This is a genomic window from Desulfosporosinus meridiei DSM 13257 (genome assembly GCF_000231385.2).
Classification (GTDB): domain Bacteria; phylum Bacillota; class Desulfitobacteriia; order Desulfitobacteriales; family Desulfitobacteriaceae; genus Desulfosporosinus; species Desulfosporosinus meridiei.
In genome coordinates this window covers 2,576,098-2,591,687 of record NC_018515.1, presented here as the reverse complement: position 1 = coordinate 2,591,687, position 15,590 = coordinate 2,576,098, and the positions used below count along the sequence as shown (strand labels likewise).

The 15,590-nt window shown below is 40.5% G+C and carries 14 protein-coding genes; 11 read left to right on the top strand and 3 right to left on the bottom strand.

Annotation, left to right across the window (positions count from 1 at the left end; translation table 11 throughout):
- Positions 1-32 precede the first annotated feature (32 nt).
- The 7 genes from hfq to DESMER_RS11875 all read left to right on the top strand — a co-directional run bounded on the left by hfq (position 33) and on the right by DESMER_RS11875 (position 8,145).
- Positions 33-290 carry an RNA chaperone Hfq gene (gene hfq / locus DESMER_RS11905; protein WP_014903299.1) on the top strand — a complete coding sequence of 86 codons (258 nt, stop codon included), beginning with the start codon at positions 33-35 and terminating at the stop codon, positions 288-290.
- Positions 291-472: 182 nt separating this feature from the next.
- Positions 473-2,296 carry a translational GTPase TypA gene (typA, locus tag DESMER_RS11900; RefSeq protein ID WP_014903298.1) on the top strand — a complete coding sequence of 608 codons (1,824 nt, stop codon included), beginning with the start codon at positions 473-475 and terminating at the stop codon, positions 2,294-2,296.
- Between the two features lie 72 nt (positions 2,297-2,368).
- A complete protein-coding gene (locus DESMER_RS11895) occupies positions 2,369-3,370 on the top strand; it encodes an AAA family ATPase (protein WP_014903297.1) in 1,002 nt (333 codons plus the stop codon).
- 49 nt (positions 3,371-3,419) lie between these two features.
- Positions 3,420-5,027, top strand: a complete 1,608-nt coding sequence (hflX, locus tag DESMER_RS11890) for a GTPase HflX (RefSeq protein WP_042334479.1) — start codon at positions 3,420-3,422, stop codon at positions 5,025-5,027.
- 12 nt (positions 5,028-5,039) lie between these two features.
- Positions 5,040-6,323, top strand: coding sequence for a methionine gamma-lyase family protein (locus tag DESMER_RS11885; RefSeq protein ID WP_083856482.1), 1,284 nt, complete (start codon positions 5,040-5,042; stop codon positions 6,321-6,323).
- Between the two features lie 63 nt (positions 6,324-6,386).
- A complete protein-coding gene (gene lepB / locus DESMER_RS11880; RefSeq protein WP_014903294.1) occupies positions 6,387-6,932 on the top strand; it encodes a signal peptidase I in 546 nt (181 codons plus the stop codon).
- Positions 6,933-7,038: 106 nt separating this feature from the next.
- Positions 7,039-8,145 carry a D-alanine--D-alanine ligase family protein gene (locus tag DESMER_RS11875; protein WP_014903293.1) on the top strand — a complete coding sequence of 369 codons (1,107 nt, stop codon included), beginning with the start codon at positions 7,039-7,041 and terminating at the stop codon, positions 8,143-8,145.
- A 189-nt stretch (positions 8,146-8,334) separates the two neighbouring features.
- Here DESMER_RS11875 and lexA read toward each other — a convergent pair whose 3' ends face one another.
- A complete protein-coding gene (gene lexA / locus DESMER_RS11870) occupies positions 8,335-8,949 on the bottom strand; it encodes a transcriptional repressor LexA (protein ID WP_014903292.1) in 615 nt (204 codons plus the stop codon).
- 114 nt (positions 8,950-9,063) lie between these two features.
- Here lexA and DESMER_RS11865 point away from each other — a divergent pair, with 114 nt between their 5' ends.
- From DESMER_RS11865 to DESMER_RS11850, 4 genes are all read left to right on the top strand, one after another.
- Positions 9,064-9,870 (top strand): M23 family metallopeptidase, encoded by an 807-nt coding sequence (locus tag DESMER_RS11865; protein ID WP_014903291.1) that lies wholly within the window; start codon positions 9,064-9,066, stop codon positions 9,868-9,870.
- A gap of 124 nt (positions 9,871-9,994) precedes the next feature.
- A complete protein-coding gene (locus tag DESMER_RS11860; RefSeq protein WP_014903290.1) occupies positions 9,995-11,008 on the top strand; it encodes a D-alanyl-D-alanine carboxypeptidase family protein in 1,014 nt (337 codons plus the stop codon).
- 40 nt (positions 11,009-11,048) lie between these two features.
- The gene (locus DESMER_RS11855; RefSeq protein WP_014903289.1) at positions 11,049-11,288 is read left to right on the top strand and encodes a hypothetical protein; all 240 of its coding nucleotides are present in this window, start codon (positions 11,049-11,051) and stop codon (positions 11,286-11,288) included.
- Positions 11,289-11,608: 320 nt separating this feature from the next.
- Positions 11,609-12,184, top strand: coding sequence for an NADPH-dependent FMN reductase (locus DESMER_RS11850; RefSeq protein WP_014903288.1), 576 nt, complete (start codon positions 11,609-11,611; stop codon positions 12,182-12,184).
- Positions 12,185-12,263: 79 nt separating this feature from the next.
- Here the strand turns inward: DESMER_RS11850 and DESMER_RS11845 are convergent, their stop codons facing one another.
- Together DESMER_RS11845 and DESMER_RS11840 are read right to left on the bottom strand one after the other, a co-directional pair.
- Positions 12,264-12,674 carry a hypothetical protein gene (locus DESMER_RS11845; RefSeq protein WP_042333720.1) on the bottom strand — a complete coding sequence of 137 codons (411 nt, stop codon included), beginning with the start codon at positions 12,672-12,674 and terminating at the stop codon, positions 12,264-12,266.
- A 51-nt stretch (positions 12,675-12,725) separates the two neighbouring features.
- Positions 12,726-14,780, bottom strand: coding sequence for a heterodisulfide reductase-related iron-sulfur binding cluster (locus DESMER_RS11840; RefSeq protein WP_014903287.1), 2,055 nt, complete (start codon positions 14,778-14,780; stop codon positions 12,726-12,728).
- Between the last annotated feature and the right edge of the window lie 810 nt (positions 14,781-15,590).

Sequence of the window (15,590 nt, the reverse complement as noted above, 5' to 3'; positions counted from 1 at the left end):
GAATAGAAAAATAAGGTGATGGAGGAAAATAAATGAACAAATCGCCCATCAATTTACAAGATACTTTTTTAAATCAGGTACGTAAGGAAAACCTTCCTGTGACCATATATTTGGTAAACGGTTTTCAACTTAAGGGACTTATTAAAGGATTTGATAACTTCACGGTTGTTATTGAGTTTGAAGGCAGACAACAGATGGTTTATAAGCATGCTATCTCTACGGTTATGCCGATACGCCCAATTAACCTAGCTGCTGCCACTGCAGCAGAATCCAATCCAATAAAAGGATAATCGTAGACGAATAGGATAATACTTAAATTATTCCACGTAAATACAAACGAACAACCTAAAAGCATGAGGAACTAAGTTCATTATTACCGAACTTAGTTCCTCATGCTTGAATTCATTTCCCAACTATGATATCTTAAAGTGATATGATTAGATTAGTGAAAGAAAGGAACTAAAATCCTACTATGGAAACTCGCAACTTAAGAAATATTGCTATTATCGCTCACGTAGATCATGGGAAAACCACGCTTGTTGATGCCATGTTAAAACAAAGTGGAACCTTCCGAGCCAATCAACAAGTAATTGAACGCGTCATGGATTCCAATGATTTAGAACGTGAACGTGGAATTACTATTTTGTCGAAGAACACAGCTGTTCATTGGGAAGGGACAAAGATCAATATCATCGATACTCCAGGACATGCTGACTTTGGCGGTGAGGTCGAACGGGTATTACAGATGGTCAATGGGGTACTCCTGATTGTTGACTCCTTTGAAGGCCCAATGCCTCAAACACGTTTTGTTTTACGCAAAGCTTTAGAACTCAAGCTGGTACCGATTGTCGTCATTAACAAAATTGACCGTCCGGATGCTCGGCCGGGAGAAGTTGTCGATGAAGTCTTAGATCTCTTTATCGAATTGGGCGCTGACGATGAACAGTTAGATTTCCCGGTTGTCTATGCCTCAGCTCGTACAGGGATAGCAGGCCTTGCCCCAGAATCTCTAGATGATTCTTTGGCCCCGCTCTTCTCAGTTATTTTAGAGCATATTCCTGCACCGGTTGTTGATCTGGAAGCTCCTTTCCAGATGCTGGTAACCACGCTGGATTATGACGATTATGTGGGTAAAATCGTTGTTGGCCGGATTGTGCGCGGAACAATCCATCAGAATGAAAATGTTACGCTGATTAAGCGGGATGAAAGTTTTGAACGTACTAAAGTTGGGAAGGTCATGATTTTTGAAGGCTTGAAGCGTGAGGTTGTTTCAGAGGCTTCTGCCGGAGAAATTGTTGCCCTTACAGGACTTACCAGTGCTAATATCGGAGAAACCGTGGCCTGTGCCTTAAATCCGGAAGCCCTACCAACTATTGAAGTGGACGAACCTACCTTGTCCATGAACTTTATGGTTAATACCAGCCCCTTTGCCGGGCGTGAAGGACATTTTGTGACCTCTCGCAAGATCCGTGAGCGTCTTTTTAAAGAGGTAGAAACCAACGTTAGTTTAAGAGTTGAAGAGACAGAGTCAGCGGATTGTTTTAAAGTATCAGGACGGGGTGAGCTTCACCTTTCTATCCTAATCGAGAACATGCGAAGAGAAGGGTATGAGCTTCAAGTTTCCAAACCTGAAGTTATCTATAGAATGATCGATGGAGTCAAATGCGAGCCTATGGAGTTCTTAATTTGCGACCTTCAGGAAAACGCTCTGGGTGCTGTAATGGAACTCTTAGGGAAACGTAAAGCAGAGATGGCCAATATGACTAATCTCTCAACAACTCAACTACGGGTGGAATTTAAGATTCCGGCCAGAGGACTGATAGGTTTCCGCGGCGAGTTTTTATCTCAAACCCGAGGTGAAGGTATGATGAGCCACGTCTTCTTGGGTTATGAACCCTATAAAGGTGACATTCCGGGAAGAAGTCGTGGAGCATTAATTGCTTTCGAAGAAGGAGAGACAAACGCTTACGGTTTATATGCTGCTCAAGATCGTGGTACCTTGTTTGTTGACCCGGGTCTTCATGTATATGCAGGAATGATTGTTGGAGAGAATAAGCGTGAGCAAGACATCGAAGTGAATGTTTGCAAGAAAAAACAGCTTACTAATATGCGTACAAGTTCTGCGGATGAGGCTCTTCGTTTAGATAAACCTATAGAATTTTCTTTGGAACAATCCTTAGAGTTTATTAACGACGATGAGCTCGTGGAAATCACTCCTAAAAGCGTCCGTCTGCGCAAGAAATATCTTGATCACACCGCTCGTGTCCGCTATGCTAAGACCCTAACAGGGAAATAATAACAATAGGTTTTTTAGGACACCTTTCATCTTTACTTGCGTATAGTAATAAAGATGGGAGGTGCCTGTACTTTGACAATTAAAATAAAATTTGGCCCGGACAACCAAATTCCTCCGGTTATTCAGACTCCATTACCCCCCAGAACTGAGAAAATACATAGTTCTATTAATGACATGGTGGGGATTGGACGATTACGTAAAACAAATCCTTCTTCCTTGGATAAAGAGAAGGACAGGGATAAGGAAAAAGATAAAGATAAAGAAAAAGTTGCTGAGATATTAGCTGAATTGGAGTCATTCATCGGCTTAGTCATTGTTAAGCGCTTAATCCGAGACCTGCAAGCTTTTGTGGAAATTCAAAGGCGAAGGAGCCAGGAAAAGCTGATTGCTGAACCCCTTGTCCTCCATATGATTTTCAAAGGGAACCCCGGTACAGGCAAAACAACTGTAGCTCGCTTAGTCGGTCGACTATTTAAAGAAATGGGAGTTTTGCAAAAAGGTCATATCATTGAGTGTGAGCGTGCTGATTTGGTCGGTGAATATATCGGGCATACAGCTCAAAAAACTCGGGATCAGCTCAAGAAAGCCTTAGGTGGAGTTCTGTTTATTGATGAGGCTTATTCCTTAGCTCGCGGCGGAGAGAAGGATTTTGGGAAAGAGGCAATTGATGCCTTAGTAAAAGCAATGGAAGATAATAAAGACAATCTTGTGTTGATCTTGGCTGGCTATAGTCAAGAAATGGACTGGTTTCTGCAAACTAATCCGGGGCTAAGGTCACGCTTTCCTATACATATTGATTTTCCGGACTATACTATTGAAGAACTGTTAGCTATTGGAAAAATGATGTTCAAATCTCGGCAATACGAGTTAACCTTGGCTGCTGAAGATACTCTCCGGTTTCATCTGCAGACCTTACTAAGTTCTCACCGTTATGCCGGAAATGCTCGACTTGTTCGCAATCTTGTAGAGAAGACTATTCGCCAACAAGCTGTTCGCTTATTTCAAAAGCCTAGCTCAAGCCGTGAAGAACTCATCCAAATCTTGCCCATCGATATAAACATGGACAATCTTTGATGATTATTAAGAAACATTTATAGTCTATGAATATGAGGTATTAGTGATGATGGACATTTCGGGAGACTTGTCCGGGATTCGGGCAAGTCAGATACAAGAACTTAAAAACTTATCTGGAATTAAGACAGAACGCTCTGAGCTTATCCATCCTGAAATCCTTAATGAGTTAATTCGTCTGACGGAGCTTTGGAACCGTGAGATAGCTGTCTATCTTGCCCGTAATGGTAACCTGCTGGCTTCTGCTGTAGGGCGTCATGCTACGGTTACACTTCCGCCGGTAAAAGGACGATCCCTTGGAAAACATCTGCGCTGCATCCACACCCATCCAAATGGTAATCATAAGCTAAGTTCCTTGGACTACAGCGCCTTAGAATCCTTAGGTTTGGAAAGCATGGTTTCAATTGGAGTTTTCCAAGGAAGTCTGACAGGTATTGAGATTGCATTTCGGATGGAGGAGCAATCACCCTATATTGTTAACCTGACTCCTCAAAAATGGACGGAGTTTGATTATTATGCCAGTCTTTCTGACCTATCTAAAAGTAAAGGGAAGACTAAGAATGAATCCGGGCAAGCAGGCAAGGAACGGGCTTTTTTGATCGCCCTTGAAGACAGTGAGTCGGAAACCAACGAGGATTTGCTTGAACTGCGAGAACTGGCCCGCACTGCGGGAGTTGATGTAGTAGGGCAACTTGTTCAGCTTCGACGTTACGGTCAGACACGCAGCTATTTTGGAAGTGGCAAGCTGGAAGAGCTAATCCACCGGTTACAGGAAACAGATGCTAATGTCTTGATTTGTGATGATGAACTTTCTCCTACCCAGTTAAGAACCTTAGAGGCAGAAACAGGATTAAAAGTGCTGGATCGAACCGGCTTAATCTTAGATATCTTTGCCCAGAGGGCCCAGTCCCGTGAAGGTAAACTGCAAGTTGAATTGGCTCAGCTTAAACATCTTCTCCCACATTTGACGGGACAGGGATTAGCACTCTCCCGTTTAGGTGCCGGAGTCGGCTCCCGGGGGCCGGGGGAAACTAAGTTGGAGTTGGATCGAAGGCGGATGCGAGATCGCATTAACCAATTGGAAAAAGAACTAAAATTAGTCTTACAGCAGCGGGATGTATTACGCCGGCAAAGAACCCGAAGCGGCCTGCCGCTCATTGCTTTAGTCGGATATACCAATGCAGGTAAAACCACCTTTATGACCAAGGCCATGGAACAAGCCGGAAGTCGATCTGATCTGCCGGTTGGAGAGAATAAACTATTCGCTACCCTCGACCCTATTGTACGAAGCATTAGAATTGACTCATCTTTAGAGATCCTCTTAAGTGATACGGTTGGGTTTATCCGAAAACTGCCAACTCAACTTTTGCGTGCCTTTATGGCGACCCTTGAGGAAGTTAAACAAGCAGATGTTTTGATTCACATTGTTGATGCAAGTCATCCTCAAGCTGTACACCACGCCGAAACAGTTCATGAGGTTCTCAGTCAGCTGGAAAGTGCCGATAAACCAATGATTACTCTCTTAAATAAAATCGACCAAGTTTACGAGGAAGATTTGAGTCAGTTAACATCCTATCTGCCTTATCCCATTAAGATTTCCCTCAAACAAGGGGATTCCCTAAAACCAGTTTGGAAAGTTCTCAGCTCATTATTGAATTAACGTTAATGAGCCATGTTAGGAGGAAATGGCTTGTATTCAAACCCCGAATGGCCAGAAATAATAAATAAGGCTGTAGCAAAAGCAGAGGAGTCTCTCAAAGCTCAGTTACCTAGACTAGAAGAAATTGCCCGTAAGAATCACGAAAAAGTTTTACAGGCTTTTCAAGAAGAACGAGTTGCATCATACCATTTACATGGGACAACAGGCTATGGACTGGGTGACTCGGGGCGTGAAGTGCTTGATCGCATCGTTGCCCGTATCTTAGGGGCAGAAGCAGCTCTTGTCCGTGGACAATTTGTTTCCGGTACTCATGCTATTGCTTCAGCTTTATTTGGGGTTCTGCGGCCCGGAGACCATGTTATTTCAGTAAGCGGGAATCCTTATGATACTCTGGAGGAAGTAATCGGCCTCAGAGGAAAAGGGCAAGGAAGCCTGATGGACTTTGGAGTTCTTCATGACACAATTTCCTTAGACCCTCAAGGAAAACTTCAATATCCACTAATCAAAGAAAAAATTTCACCTAAAACTCGAATGTTGATGGTGCAACGATCTCGCGGGTATGCGTGGCGTGACGCCCTGCAGATAGCTCAGCTGGAAGAACTGGTTGAATTCGTAAGAACCCAGTATCCCCAGTTAATTATTTTTGTCGATAACTGTTATGGTGAGCTGGTGGAAGATAAAGAACCTGGGGATATTGGTGTAGATTTGATGGCCGGATCACTGATAAAAAATCTAGGCGGGAGTTTAGCCCCCACCGGCGGATATGTTGCTGGACGTGCTGATTTGGTTGAGCTCAGCGCACAACGCTTAACAGCCCCGGGAGTTGGAGAGCATATGGGAGCTACCCTGGAATGGCAACGTTTGTTTTATCAAGGCTTATTCTTTAGCCCTTTAACAGTTTCCGAGTCTATAAAGGGATCCGTTTTCTCTGCTGCCTTTTGGCAGGCTTTAGGCTTTGAGGTACATCCTGAACCGGAAAGCTATCGAACAGATCTTATTCAAGCTGTAAAATTAGGTTCCCGGGAAAAGATGATCGCCTTCTGTCAAGGGTTACAGAAAGGTTCTCCTATAGATTCTCATGTCTTGCCTATTCCTTCAGGCATGCCGGGATATGAAGATCAAGTCATCATGGCAGGAGGGACTTTCATCCAAGGTTCTACCAGTGAATTCTCAGCAGATGGACCCCTGCGAGAGCCTTATGTTGTCTATCAGCAAGGAGGAATATCCTACACTTATGTACAGATGGGCAATATCTTGGCTGCTTTGAATCTTTGGCGGCAAGGACTTCTGAGCTAGCTGAATTATTGTTTTAAACATCCATCAATTTATGTTAATATGAAGAGTAGAAAGAGGTGACTTATGGAAAGTTCGGAGACTCCAAAAAGTTCTTTTCGATTCTTAATTGAGCTTGTTGAAATTGTCCTGATTGCTTTCGCGCTTTCCTGGGTATTGCGCACCTACGTGATTGAAGCGCGAAAAATCCCTACGGGTTCAATGCTCCCTACAATTCAACTTGAAGATAGGGTCATTGTGGACAAGTTCTTCTTTAAGAGGTTTGATCATATTAATCATGGAGATATTATTGTTTTTCATCCACCACCGAGTGCTCATGCTACGGATGACTATATTAAACGAGTTGTTGGATTAGCAGGGGATAAAGTTGAAATACGCAGCAAAAAAACTTATGTAAACGATCAACGACTTGAGGAACCTTATGTGGTAGATAATGCCAACAGTGATTTCGGTCCAATTGTTGTTCCCAACGATTCCGTATTTGTCATGGGAGATAACCGCAACAACAGTGCTGATTCAAGAGAATGGGGATTTTTACCCGTAGAGAATATTACCGGAAGAACTCTATTTCGATATTGGCCTTTAGATCAAATTGGAGCTCTTGACCGTTAGGTAGGAGCTTTTTTCTTTTTATCGCATATACTCCTATAGTTGGATCTTTTACAGAGGACATTCTTGTTGAGAAAGTAAATTACATATTTAAGGAGGATGGGGTATAATGAATGATCACAAACCGACTGTGGTTCTTCTGTTCGGTGGGCGCTCTGGGGAACATGAAGTTTCCTTAAACTCTGCATCATCGATCTACAAAGCGATTGACAGAAGTCGTTATAATGTAGAAACGATTGGTATTAACAAACAAGGGCAGTGGTTTTGGGGAGTTATACCGGATCAAATTTTGAAAACAGGTTTCCCGACGACTACGGAGGGGTTACAGGTAACTTTAGTCATCGATCCTACTCAACCACATTTCTTGGCCATCAATGGTCAATCTTTGCCCAACGATGGGAAGTTTGATTTGGTTTTCCCTGTTCTTCATGGAACCTATGGGGAGGACGGTACACTTCAAGGATTACTGGAGATGGCTAATGTTCCTTATGTAGGATCCGGAGTTCTGGGATCTTCTCTGGGGATGGATAAAGATCGAATGAAAGCTGTGTTCATCGAGAGAAATCTTCCTTCGGCACGATATGTAACTCTGCTGCGATCAGAGTTCCTGAGGGAACCTGAGACTTATCTGAATAAGATTGAAGCTCAGCTAGGGTATCCTTGCTTTGTTAAACCAGCCAATCTGGGGTCGAGCGTGGGGATCTCCAAGGCTCATGATCGTACAGAGCTCCAAGAGTCTTTAAAGACAGCCGCCATTTTTGACCGTAAAATTGTTATCGAAGAGTCCATTAACGGGCATGAAATAGAAGTTTCAGTCTTAGGGAACGATAGCCCTATCGCCTCTATTCCAGGGGAAGTACTACCGGCCCAGGAGTTCTATACTTATGAAGCTAAGTACTCCAACATTGGCTCAAGCCTTTTAATTCCGGCAGCGCTGGAAGACGACATCGTTAAGAAGTTGCAACTTATGGCCATTCAAGCCTTCCAAGCAGTTGAAGCTAGCGGCTTAAGTCGAGTTGACTTCTTTGTGAATGATGAAAATGAAATATTTCTTAATGAGATAAATACTCTACCAGGTTTTACTGAAATCTCCATGTACCCTAAACTGTGGGAAGCTACAGGCATTCCCTACACTGAATTAATCGATCGCTTAATTATCTTGGGTATGGAACGTTTTCAGGATAAACAAAACTGTAAAATTTCCCAGAATGACTAATAGTGCCTGTGAAACTTAGACCATAAATTCAACTGGTACAGCAAGCGAAAAGCGTTCTCCTTCACTGTCAACTAGACTGTGGAGAGAGAACGCTTTTTTACTCTTGTGCTTCTTCTGGTAAAGATGAATAGAAAATAATGTTATCTTATACATCTTACGCATATCTTTGATATTAGGAATGTTAAGTAATTACATAGTACGAAAAACGCCGACGACCTTACCGAGGATTGAAACATCCTGGGAGTAGATCGGTTCCATGGATGGGTTTTCAGGCTGAAGTCGGATCAGAGTTCTTTCCTTAAAGAAACGTTTTACAGTCGCTTCATCACCAATTAGGGCTACAACAATTTCACCATTACGTGCTTCGTTTTGTTGTCGAACGATAATGTAATCCCCATCCAATATTCCTGCTCCTATCATACTTTCGCCCTTGACGCGAAGCATAAAAATATTGTCATGGCGTACAAAATCCGCGGATAAGGGAAAGGACCCTTCAATGTTTTCAATTGCCGTGATAGGCTGACCGGCAGTGACGTGGCCGACAATAGGTACTTGGACTACTTTTTTCATTTCAAGGGCTTCACTGGAACTATCCAAAATTTCGATTGCCCGTGGTTTAGTGGGATCACGTCGAATGTATCCCTTGTCCTCCAATGTCTGGAGATGCCCATGAACAGTAGAGCTAGATAACAATCCTACAGCTTCGCCGATTTCTCTTACGGCAGGTGGATAACCCTTCTTACGGATTTCCTGTTTAATAAATTCCAAAATCTTCGTTTGTCTTGGCGATAAATCCGGGTACATAAAAAAACACCCCCATCTAGTCAGGAATATTGTACCATTCATTCGCCAAAAGTGCAAACAAATGTTCGTAAATAACTAATAATTTCTTGGATGATTAAGAGAGTAGGGGATTTTATGAGAGTAAGCTCAAAAAAAAGTTTAATTTCAGTAATCCAGTTGATTATTTTGATACTTTCTTCATTTCTAATCTGGCAGGTACTGCATCGGCCGGTAAAAATTGATTCTGATGTATATCCCTATTTATCAACAATAACTCCTGACCTTGTAAAACAATGTGTACGGGATAATTCCAGAACCCCGACAATCCCTTTTGAGGATCTTATAGCTATACGGTCGACGATTCCTGAAATAGAAGCTCAAGAACTGATTGCCCAACTACATACCGATGTTTCCTTTGCAAATCTTAATTGGGGCAAGCTTTCCTTAGATAAGCTTAAGGCGATCAAAAGACATCGCGAAATTTTAGCCAAGTATTCATATTATAGACCTTATAAATACACCTTCCCCATTGAAGGAACAACTTGGTATGAGGATAGTTTTGGAGCAGATCGAGAAGGCGGGATTCGCAGACATGAGGGAACTGATCTTTTTGGAAAAGAAGGGACAAGGATAGTTAGTGTATGTAGTGGTAAAATCGAACAGCTGGGGTGGAACAGATTAGGTGGTGAGCGAGTTGGTGTACGTGGAGATGATGGGAATTATTATTACTACGCTCATCTGCAATATATTTCTCCAGATCTTGTGAAAGGGGCAAGAATTGCAGCCGGGGATTTCATTGGCGGAATGGGTCACACCGGTGATGCCCTGACAACTCCGGACCACCTTCATTTTGGCATAGAGCTTCCCAATGAACAATGGATTAATCCTTATCCATTCTTAAAGGTATGGCAATTATGGACGGATACCAAGAATCCTAGTTAGGTATAGCAAACAAAACTTGCCACCTTGGATTAAATTAGTTATAATAGAAATGTTTGCTGTGATATGGAATGTTATAATATCATAAGACCTGACTGGTAGGCCTTAGCTTAAAAGAGGGATTATTGTGAAACAATTAGATCATCACGTTCCTAAATCTAGAACTAAAAGAAAAACCAGAAAAGCCAACTTAATAATGTTTAGCATACTGCTCATTGTTTTTCTGTTGATTGGATTAGACTATTTTGGACCAGCTATCGCCAACTTACAGACTGAAGGATTGACCAATTCAGAAGTTCAATCTTCTGAATCATCAAAGGCTGGATCTTCTTCCCAAGATCTATCAACAGAAGACGAAAGTTATGTACTTATTGACCCCTTAACCAATCAGGTAATCAAATCCCATAATGCCGATATACAGCGTGCTCCGGCCAGCACACTCAAGCTTATTACTGGGCTTGTGGCTTTAAAATCCTTAAATGAATCAGATATTGTCCGAGTTGGGGCAGAAGTGAATGTAGAAGGCTCACATCTGGGACTCCAGCCGGGAGATGAAATATCCGTACATAATCTTTTAACCGCCTTATATGTTAACAGTTCCAATGATGCGGCTGCAGCCCTGGCAGTAAAAGTTAGTGGCTCGATCCCTGCTTTTGCTCAAGAAATCAATGAGTACGCTGCTACTTTAGGGTGTCAAAATACTCACTTTACAACCCCTCATGGGTTGCCTGATCCTGATCAATACACAACAGCTAATGACCTAAGTAAAATTGCAGTTCGATTTAGTGAAAATAAAGAACTGATGAAGTTTGTCAAACTGGCAAATGCCCATGTTCAGTGGACAGATGGACAAGGGAAATCACGAGAAGCTGATTTGCAGAATACTAATCGTCTCCTTGGGATTTATCCCGGAAACCAAGGACTAAAAACAGGAACAACAACAGAGGCGGGGCAGTGTCTGGTTTCTTATGTAACAAGATCCGACGGGGACTACTTAGTTGTTTTATTAGGAAGTAAGCAACGCTACAGAGATACTATTCTCTTGCTCGATGAAGCTTGGAGTGAGCAGCGTACTGCTGCAGCCTTAAAAGGATTAACGAAAGAGCCGAACTCCTTAATCTTAAGTCCAGGAATATTTTAGGAAGTCCACAACTTACAAAATGATAGGGGAGAGAAGTAGTTTGAATACTATGGGAGATCCATGTGTTTTGCAAGATCGAAGTTGTACCCAATGTGGTGAATGCGATCTTTGTGATCTTGATCCGCTAAAACAATGTGATAATTGCTGCCAATGCATTAATTCTCTAGAGGGAGATTTTGCCGAGATTGAGATAGATGATATCTTATTAAATTCAGAAGAAAAGACTAGTAGAGGCAAGCTTGATGGTAAGAAAAAAGTATTTAGAATAAAAACCCAGTGATTTTCCAGTTCTTAGTCTTATTAGTTAATAAAAGACTAACAAGATTATTCATATAGATATTTGCAAAATTAAATTTATGTGCCCCACAAAGAGTAGTCATTTATAAATATGGAAATATGTAAGGTCAGATCGTTAGTACGGTCTGACCTATAATTTTGTTATTATTTTATACTATTTTATATTATCAAAATATTTATACTACTCTAAGCAGGAATTGCCACTAAAGTGTAGAATATTTGGAATATATTAAACAGAAATATAATTCCCACCATTTAATTCTCGCATTTATACAAAGGCTAAGATTAATAGGGGGTGCTTTAATGACAAAAGCAATTAAGATCATTGGTATTTCTGGAAGTTTAAGAAACAATTCATACAACACAGCAGCTCTGAGAGCAGCGGCAGACTTACTTCCGGAAGGCGCATCTATGGAAATCGTAGATCTATCATCGATCCCTATTTTTAACGAGGATGTAGAAGCCAAAGGATTACCTCAAGCTGTTATTGATTTGAAAGAGCAACTGGTGAAAGCAGATGCATTCATCATATCTACACCTGAGTATAATTATTCCATACCCCCAGTCTTAAAGAATGCTTTAGATTGGGCTTCACGCGGGAGTGATTTACCATTACGAGGGAAACCCCTGGCGATGATAAGTGCGTCTCTGGAAGTGCTTGGTGGGGGCTATGTACAACATCATCTTCGTAGAGTTTGTGGCAAACTTGGACTCCAAACGATCAATAGCCGCAAAGTATTAATCACTAACGCCAGTAAAAAATTTGATCAAGATGGAAAGCTAATTGATGATATTGCAAGAAAATCCATTTCTAATCTTATGCGCAAATTGGTTGCTAAAACAGAAGAACTAAGCTCATGTAAGGCCGAAGGCTTTTAGGGCTGAAGCAGCTTAGAAGGTTTGTAAAAAGAAAAAAGGCATCCCTAGTGGGATACCTTTAATCAATACTTTTTTTAGATCAAAACCGAAATCCTGCCTCGACAGCCATTGTCACGAAAACATCTCTGTCACAATCGACTTTTACCTCAAAATGAGATAATTTCTTGAAGTGAGTATCTGTACACTTTCTACACTCAAGCTGCCATTGAATTCCTCGAGCTTTAGCAAAGGTCAGGATTCTGGCCAAGTACTCCAAGCTTACGTTAACCAATCCCAATGGAGTTGTATTCATGTCATTATGAGTATAGATTTTGTTAATTACTTGAATATCCATATCAACGGGGATTTCTCCATTGGTATCATTGTACTGCGCCACTAGGTCATTATATATTGATTTATACTCTTCAAGTTCATGACTCCTTAGTTCTCTGACGCTGCGATCTTGACCTGCTGAAGTAAATCTATTCAATAACTCTTCACACTCTGCCATTGAATTGCCTCCTTGGATTGAAACTTAGCCTGAAAGTATATATCTTTGAAGCTAGCTTATCATCTTAGCAATGAGCTCTGCAGGATCTAGGACTTTAACAGTTTGTTTTTCGGTGTCAACTTTGTCTTTAATGCCATCTTCCATCATTGTAATACAGAAGGGGCAATTCGCACCGATAACTTCCGCATTTTTATCAAGTGCCTGCTCAACTCTAAGATTATTAACCCTTTGATCATTTTGTTCTTCTAACCACATCCGGCCGCCACCGGCACCGCAGCAGAAGCTCTTATTGTGATGACGATCCATTTCTACCAATTCAACACCAGGAACCATATTGAAAAGGGCACGAGGTGAATTAAATTCTTGCTGATAACGACCAAGATAACAAGAATCGTGATAGACAATTCTTTGCGGTTCAAATTCAGCTTTTGAATTGAGAACTAATTTACCATCCTTGATTAATTGATCGATAAATTTTGTATGATGGATTACTTCATAATTACCGCCAAAATCAGGATACTCATTCTTCAAAGTATTGAGGCAGTGGGGGCAAGTTGTAATGATTTTTTTCACATTGTAATTATTTAAGATTTCTACGTTTTCTATTGCTGCAGTCTGGAATAGATATTCGTTTCCTGATCGGCGAACAAAGTCACCGCAACATTTTTCTTCTGTTCCTAAGATTGCGAAATTAACTCCCGCAGCTTTAAGAATCTTCGAGACAGCAACGGTTACTTTTTGGGCACGACTATCAAAAGAACCGGCACAGCCAACCCAGAAGAGGTAGTCTACATTTTCTTGTTCACTAATTAATTTGACATCTAAATCAGAAGCCCAATTTGCACGTTCGGTGTAGCCGATACCCCAAGGGTTGGCATTATTCTCGACGTTACGGAAGGACGTTTGCAACTCTTGTGGGAAATTACTATCCATCATAACCAGAGATTGGCGCATATTAATGATCTTATTCACATGCTCGTTGGCAACCGGACATTGTACTTGGCAGGACATACAAGTCGTACATGCCCAAATCTCTTCTTCGGAAACGATATCCCCAATTAAAGATTTTTGAAGAATTTCAGCTGCTTGAGGATCGTTTTCGGCAATTTCTGCTAATGCGTCCGCATTTTCATCACTGGTGGAAGTTAAGCCTTTAGCATTCAGGACGGCACCTTTTTCTAAAAGATGGTCTTTTAATTGGCGGCTGATTAAACGTTTAGGGTTCAAGGGTTTGCCGGAAATGTTGGCCGGACAGTTATTCATGCACCTTCCACATTCTCCGCAAGCAAAGCTATCTAATAGTTGCTTCCAAGTAAAGCTTTCAATCCGGTTAACCCCTAATTCAGTTAATTCTTCATCTTCTAAGTCAATTTTTTCAATTTGACCACCAATAGGTTTTAAAGAAGAGAAATAGGTGTTAGGGTGTACTGCTAAAAGGTGCATATGCTTCGAATTTGGAATGTAAACCAGGAAACCAAATACAATCAGCATATGAATCCACCAAAAAGTACTTTCAATCAGTTCAAGAGTATGTGTGCTTAATCCACTAAAGAGAGTGGCAAAACTTTGATACATAATGGCCAGTGAGTATACGCTGTTGCTAGGATCAAGAGCTACTTTTGCTCCACTTCCTATCCATTCTGTGACAATAACGCCAAAGATCAGGCTTACAATAATTGCTGCTTCAGGTGTTCGAGATAAATGAGCAGGTTTAATTACCCATCTTCTAATTAGTCCGAAACATAAGCCGACAATTACTAAGGCGGTCATAAGATCTTTAATCATATAAAAATAGCGGTTTGTTCCCAAGATAGGGAAAGAATAAGCAGGGAAGAGTCCTTCAAATATTAAAGGCAGTTCACCTAAACAAATAAAGATAAAACCCCAGAAGATGATAAAGTGAACAACTCCATATGGTTCATTAATTAATTTACTCTGACCTAGTACTAACTTAACAAAGTTCATAAAACGTTGATTAGGGTTGTCAAATCTTTCTTCTTTGGCACCTAAGCTCAAAATTCCGATTTTTTTCTTAAGAGCTTTACTAAAGGACAGAATTGCCAAGACAGTCATTAGAGCGAAAACTATTAGCCATCCTAAACGCATTTAAACCCCTCCCAAAAATTATTAATAACAATTTACAGATAATTTAGAATCCAAAGATAACTTCAAGACGTTTTAGATACCCAAAAAAATAAAAACCTAGAGTTAGATGGTAATAATTTTGCCATAAGCAATCCTCCTAAAATGAATTTCAAATTTTCTGTATATAATGTAATATTAGTGAATAATTTAACTTGATTAGTGTAAAAAAATTCCGAGTTATTAACTCGTTTTTTAAGATTATTAATAATACTCTCCAGTTTTCTTATAGACAAAGACTAACATTTAAGGTTGCATTGTGTCAACATCTCTGATATTAAGATAATATATGGATGTTCACTCCAAAAATCCTAATTTAGATAGTAATATTTAGTATAAGTTAATAAGTCCCAATAATTTGAGGGGTAGTTCAATTTAAGGTTAGACATATTATGGAGAATGTTACAATATTGTGCATTTTGTAATACAATCTCTTTATAGCAAATTGAGGCAAAATGTATAATTATTTAAGACTAAAGTTGAATAATGAATGGATATTCATTTTGATATTGGCTATTATATGTTTTGCCATCTATTAAAACTGCAACTTACAACTAATTTGATCCTTCATTAGATTCAGCGGAATTCAACATGACAATAGCAATAAGGGAACTGACTTTAACTAGCTGCAAAATGAATATTTAAAGTAAACCCTCAATATCGGCAGAAATGCCATGTTGAGGGTTTATTTGATTTATATTCCATTACATATTTTTGGAAAGATCAGTGCAAAATTTAAAGTTAGAACTAATCAAAACTGAAGTTCATATTGAA

Coding starts and splice junctions, on each gene's coding strand:
- hfq (WP_014903299.1), top strand. CDS start 33: ATGAACAAATCGCCCATCAATTTACAAGATACTTTTTTAAATCAGGTA.
- typA (WP_014903298.1), top strand. CDS start 473: ATGGAAACTCGCAACTTAAGAAATATTGCTATTATCGCTCACGTAGAT.
- hflX (WP_042334479.1), top strand. CDS start 3,420: ATGGACATTTCGGGAGACTTGTCCGGGATTCGGGCAAGTCAGATACAA.
- DESMER_RS11885 (WP_083856482.1), top strand. CDS start 5,040: ATGTTAGGAGGAAATGGCTTGTATTCAAACCCCGAATGGCCAGAAATA.
- lepB (WP_014903294.1), top strand. CDS start 6,387: ATGGAAAGTTCGGAGACTCCAAAAAGTTCTTTTCGATTCTTAATTGAG.
- DESMER_RS11875 (WP_014903293.1), top strand. CDS start 7,039: ATGAATGATCACAAACCGACTGTGGTTCTTCTGTTCGGTGGGCGCTCT.
- lexA (WP_014903292.1), bottom strand. CDS start 8,949: ATGTACCCGGATTTATCGCCAAGACAAACGAAGATTTTGGAATTTATT.
- DESMER_RS11865 (WP_014903291.1), top strand. CDS start 9,064: ATGAGAGTAAGCTCAAAAAAAAGTTTAATTTCAGTAATCCAGTTGATT.
- DESMER_RS11850 (WP_014903288.1), top strand. CDS start 11,609: ATGACAAAAGCAATTAAGATCATTGGTATTTCTGGAAGTTTAAGAAAC.
- DESMER_RS11845 (WP_042333720.1), bottom strand. CDS start 12,674: ATGGCAGAGTGTGAAGAGTTATTGAATAGATTTACTTCAGCAGGTCAA.
- DESMER_RS11840 (WP_014903287.1), bottom strand. CDS start 14,780: ATGCGTTTAGGATGGCTAATAGTTTTCGCTCTAATGACTGTCTTGGCA.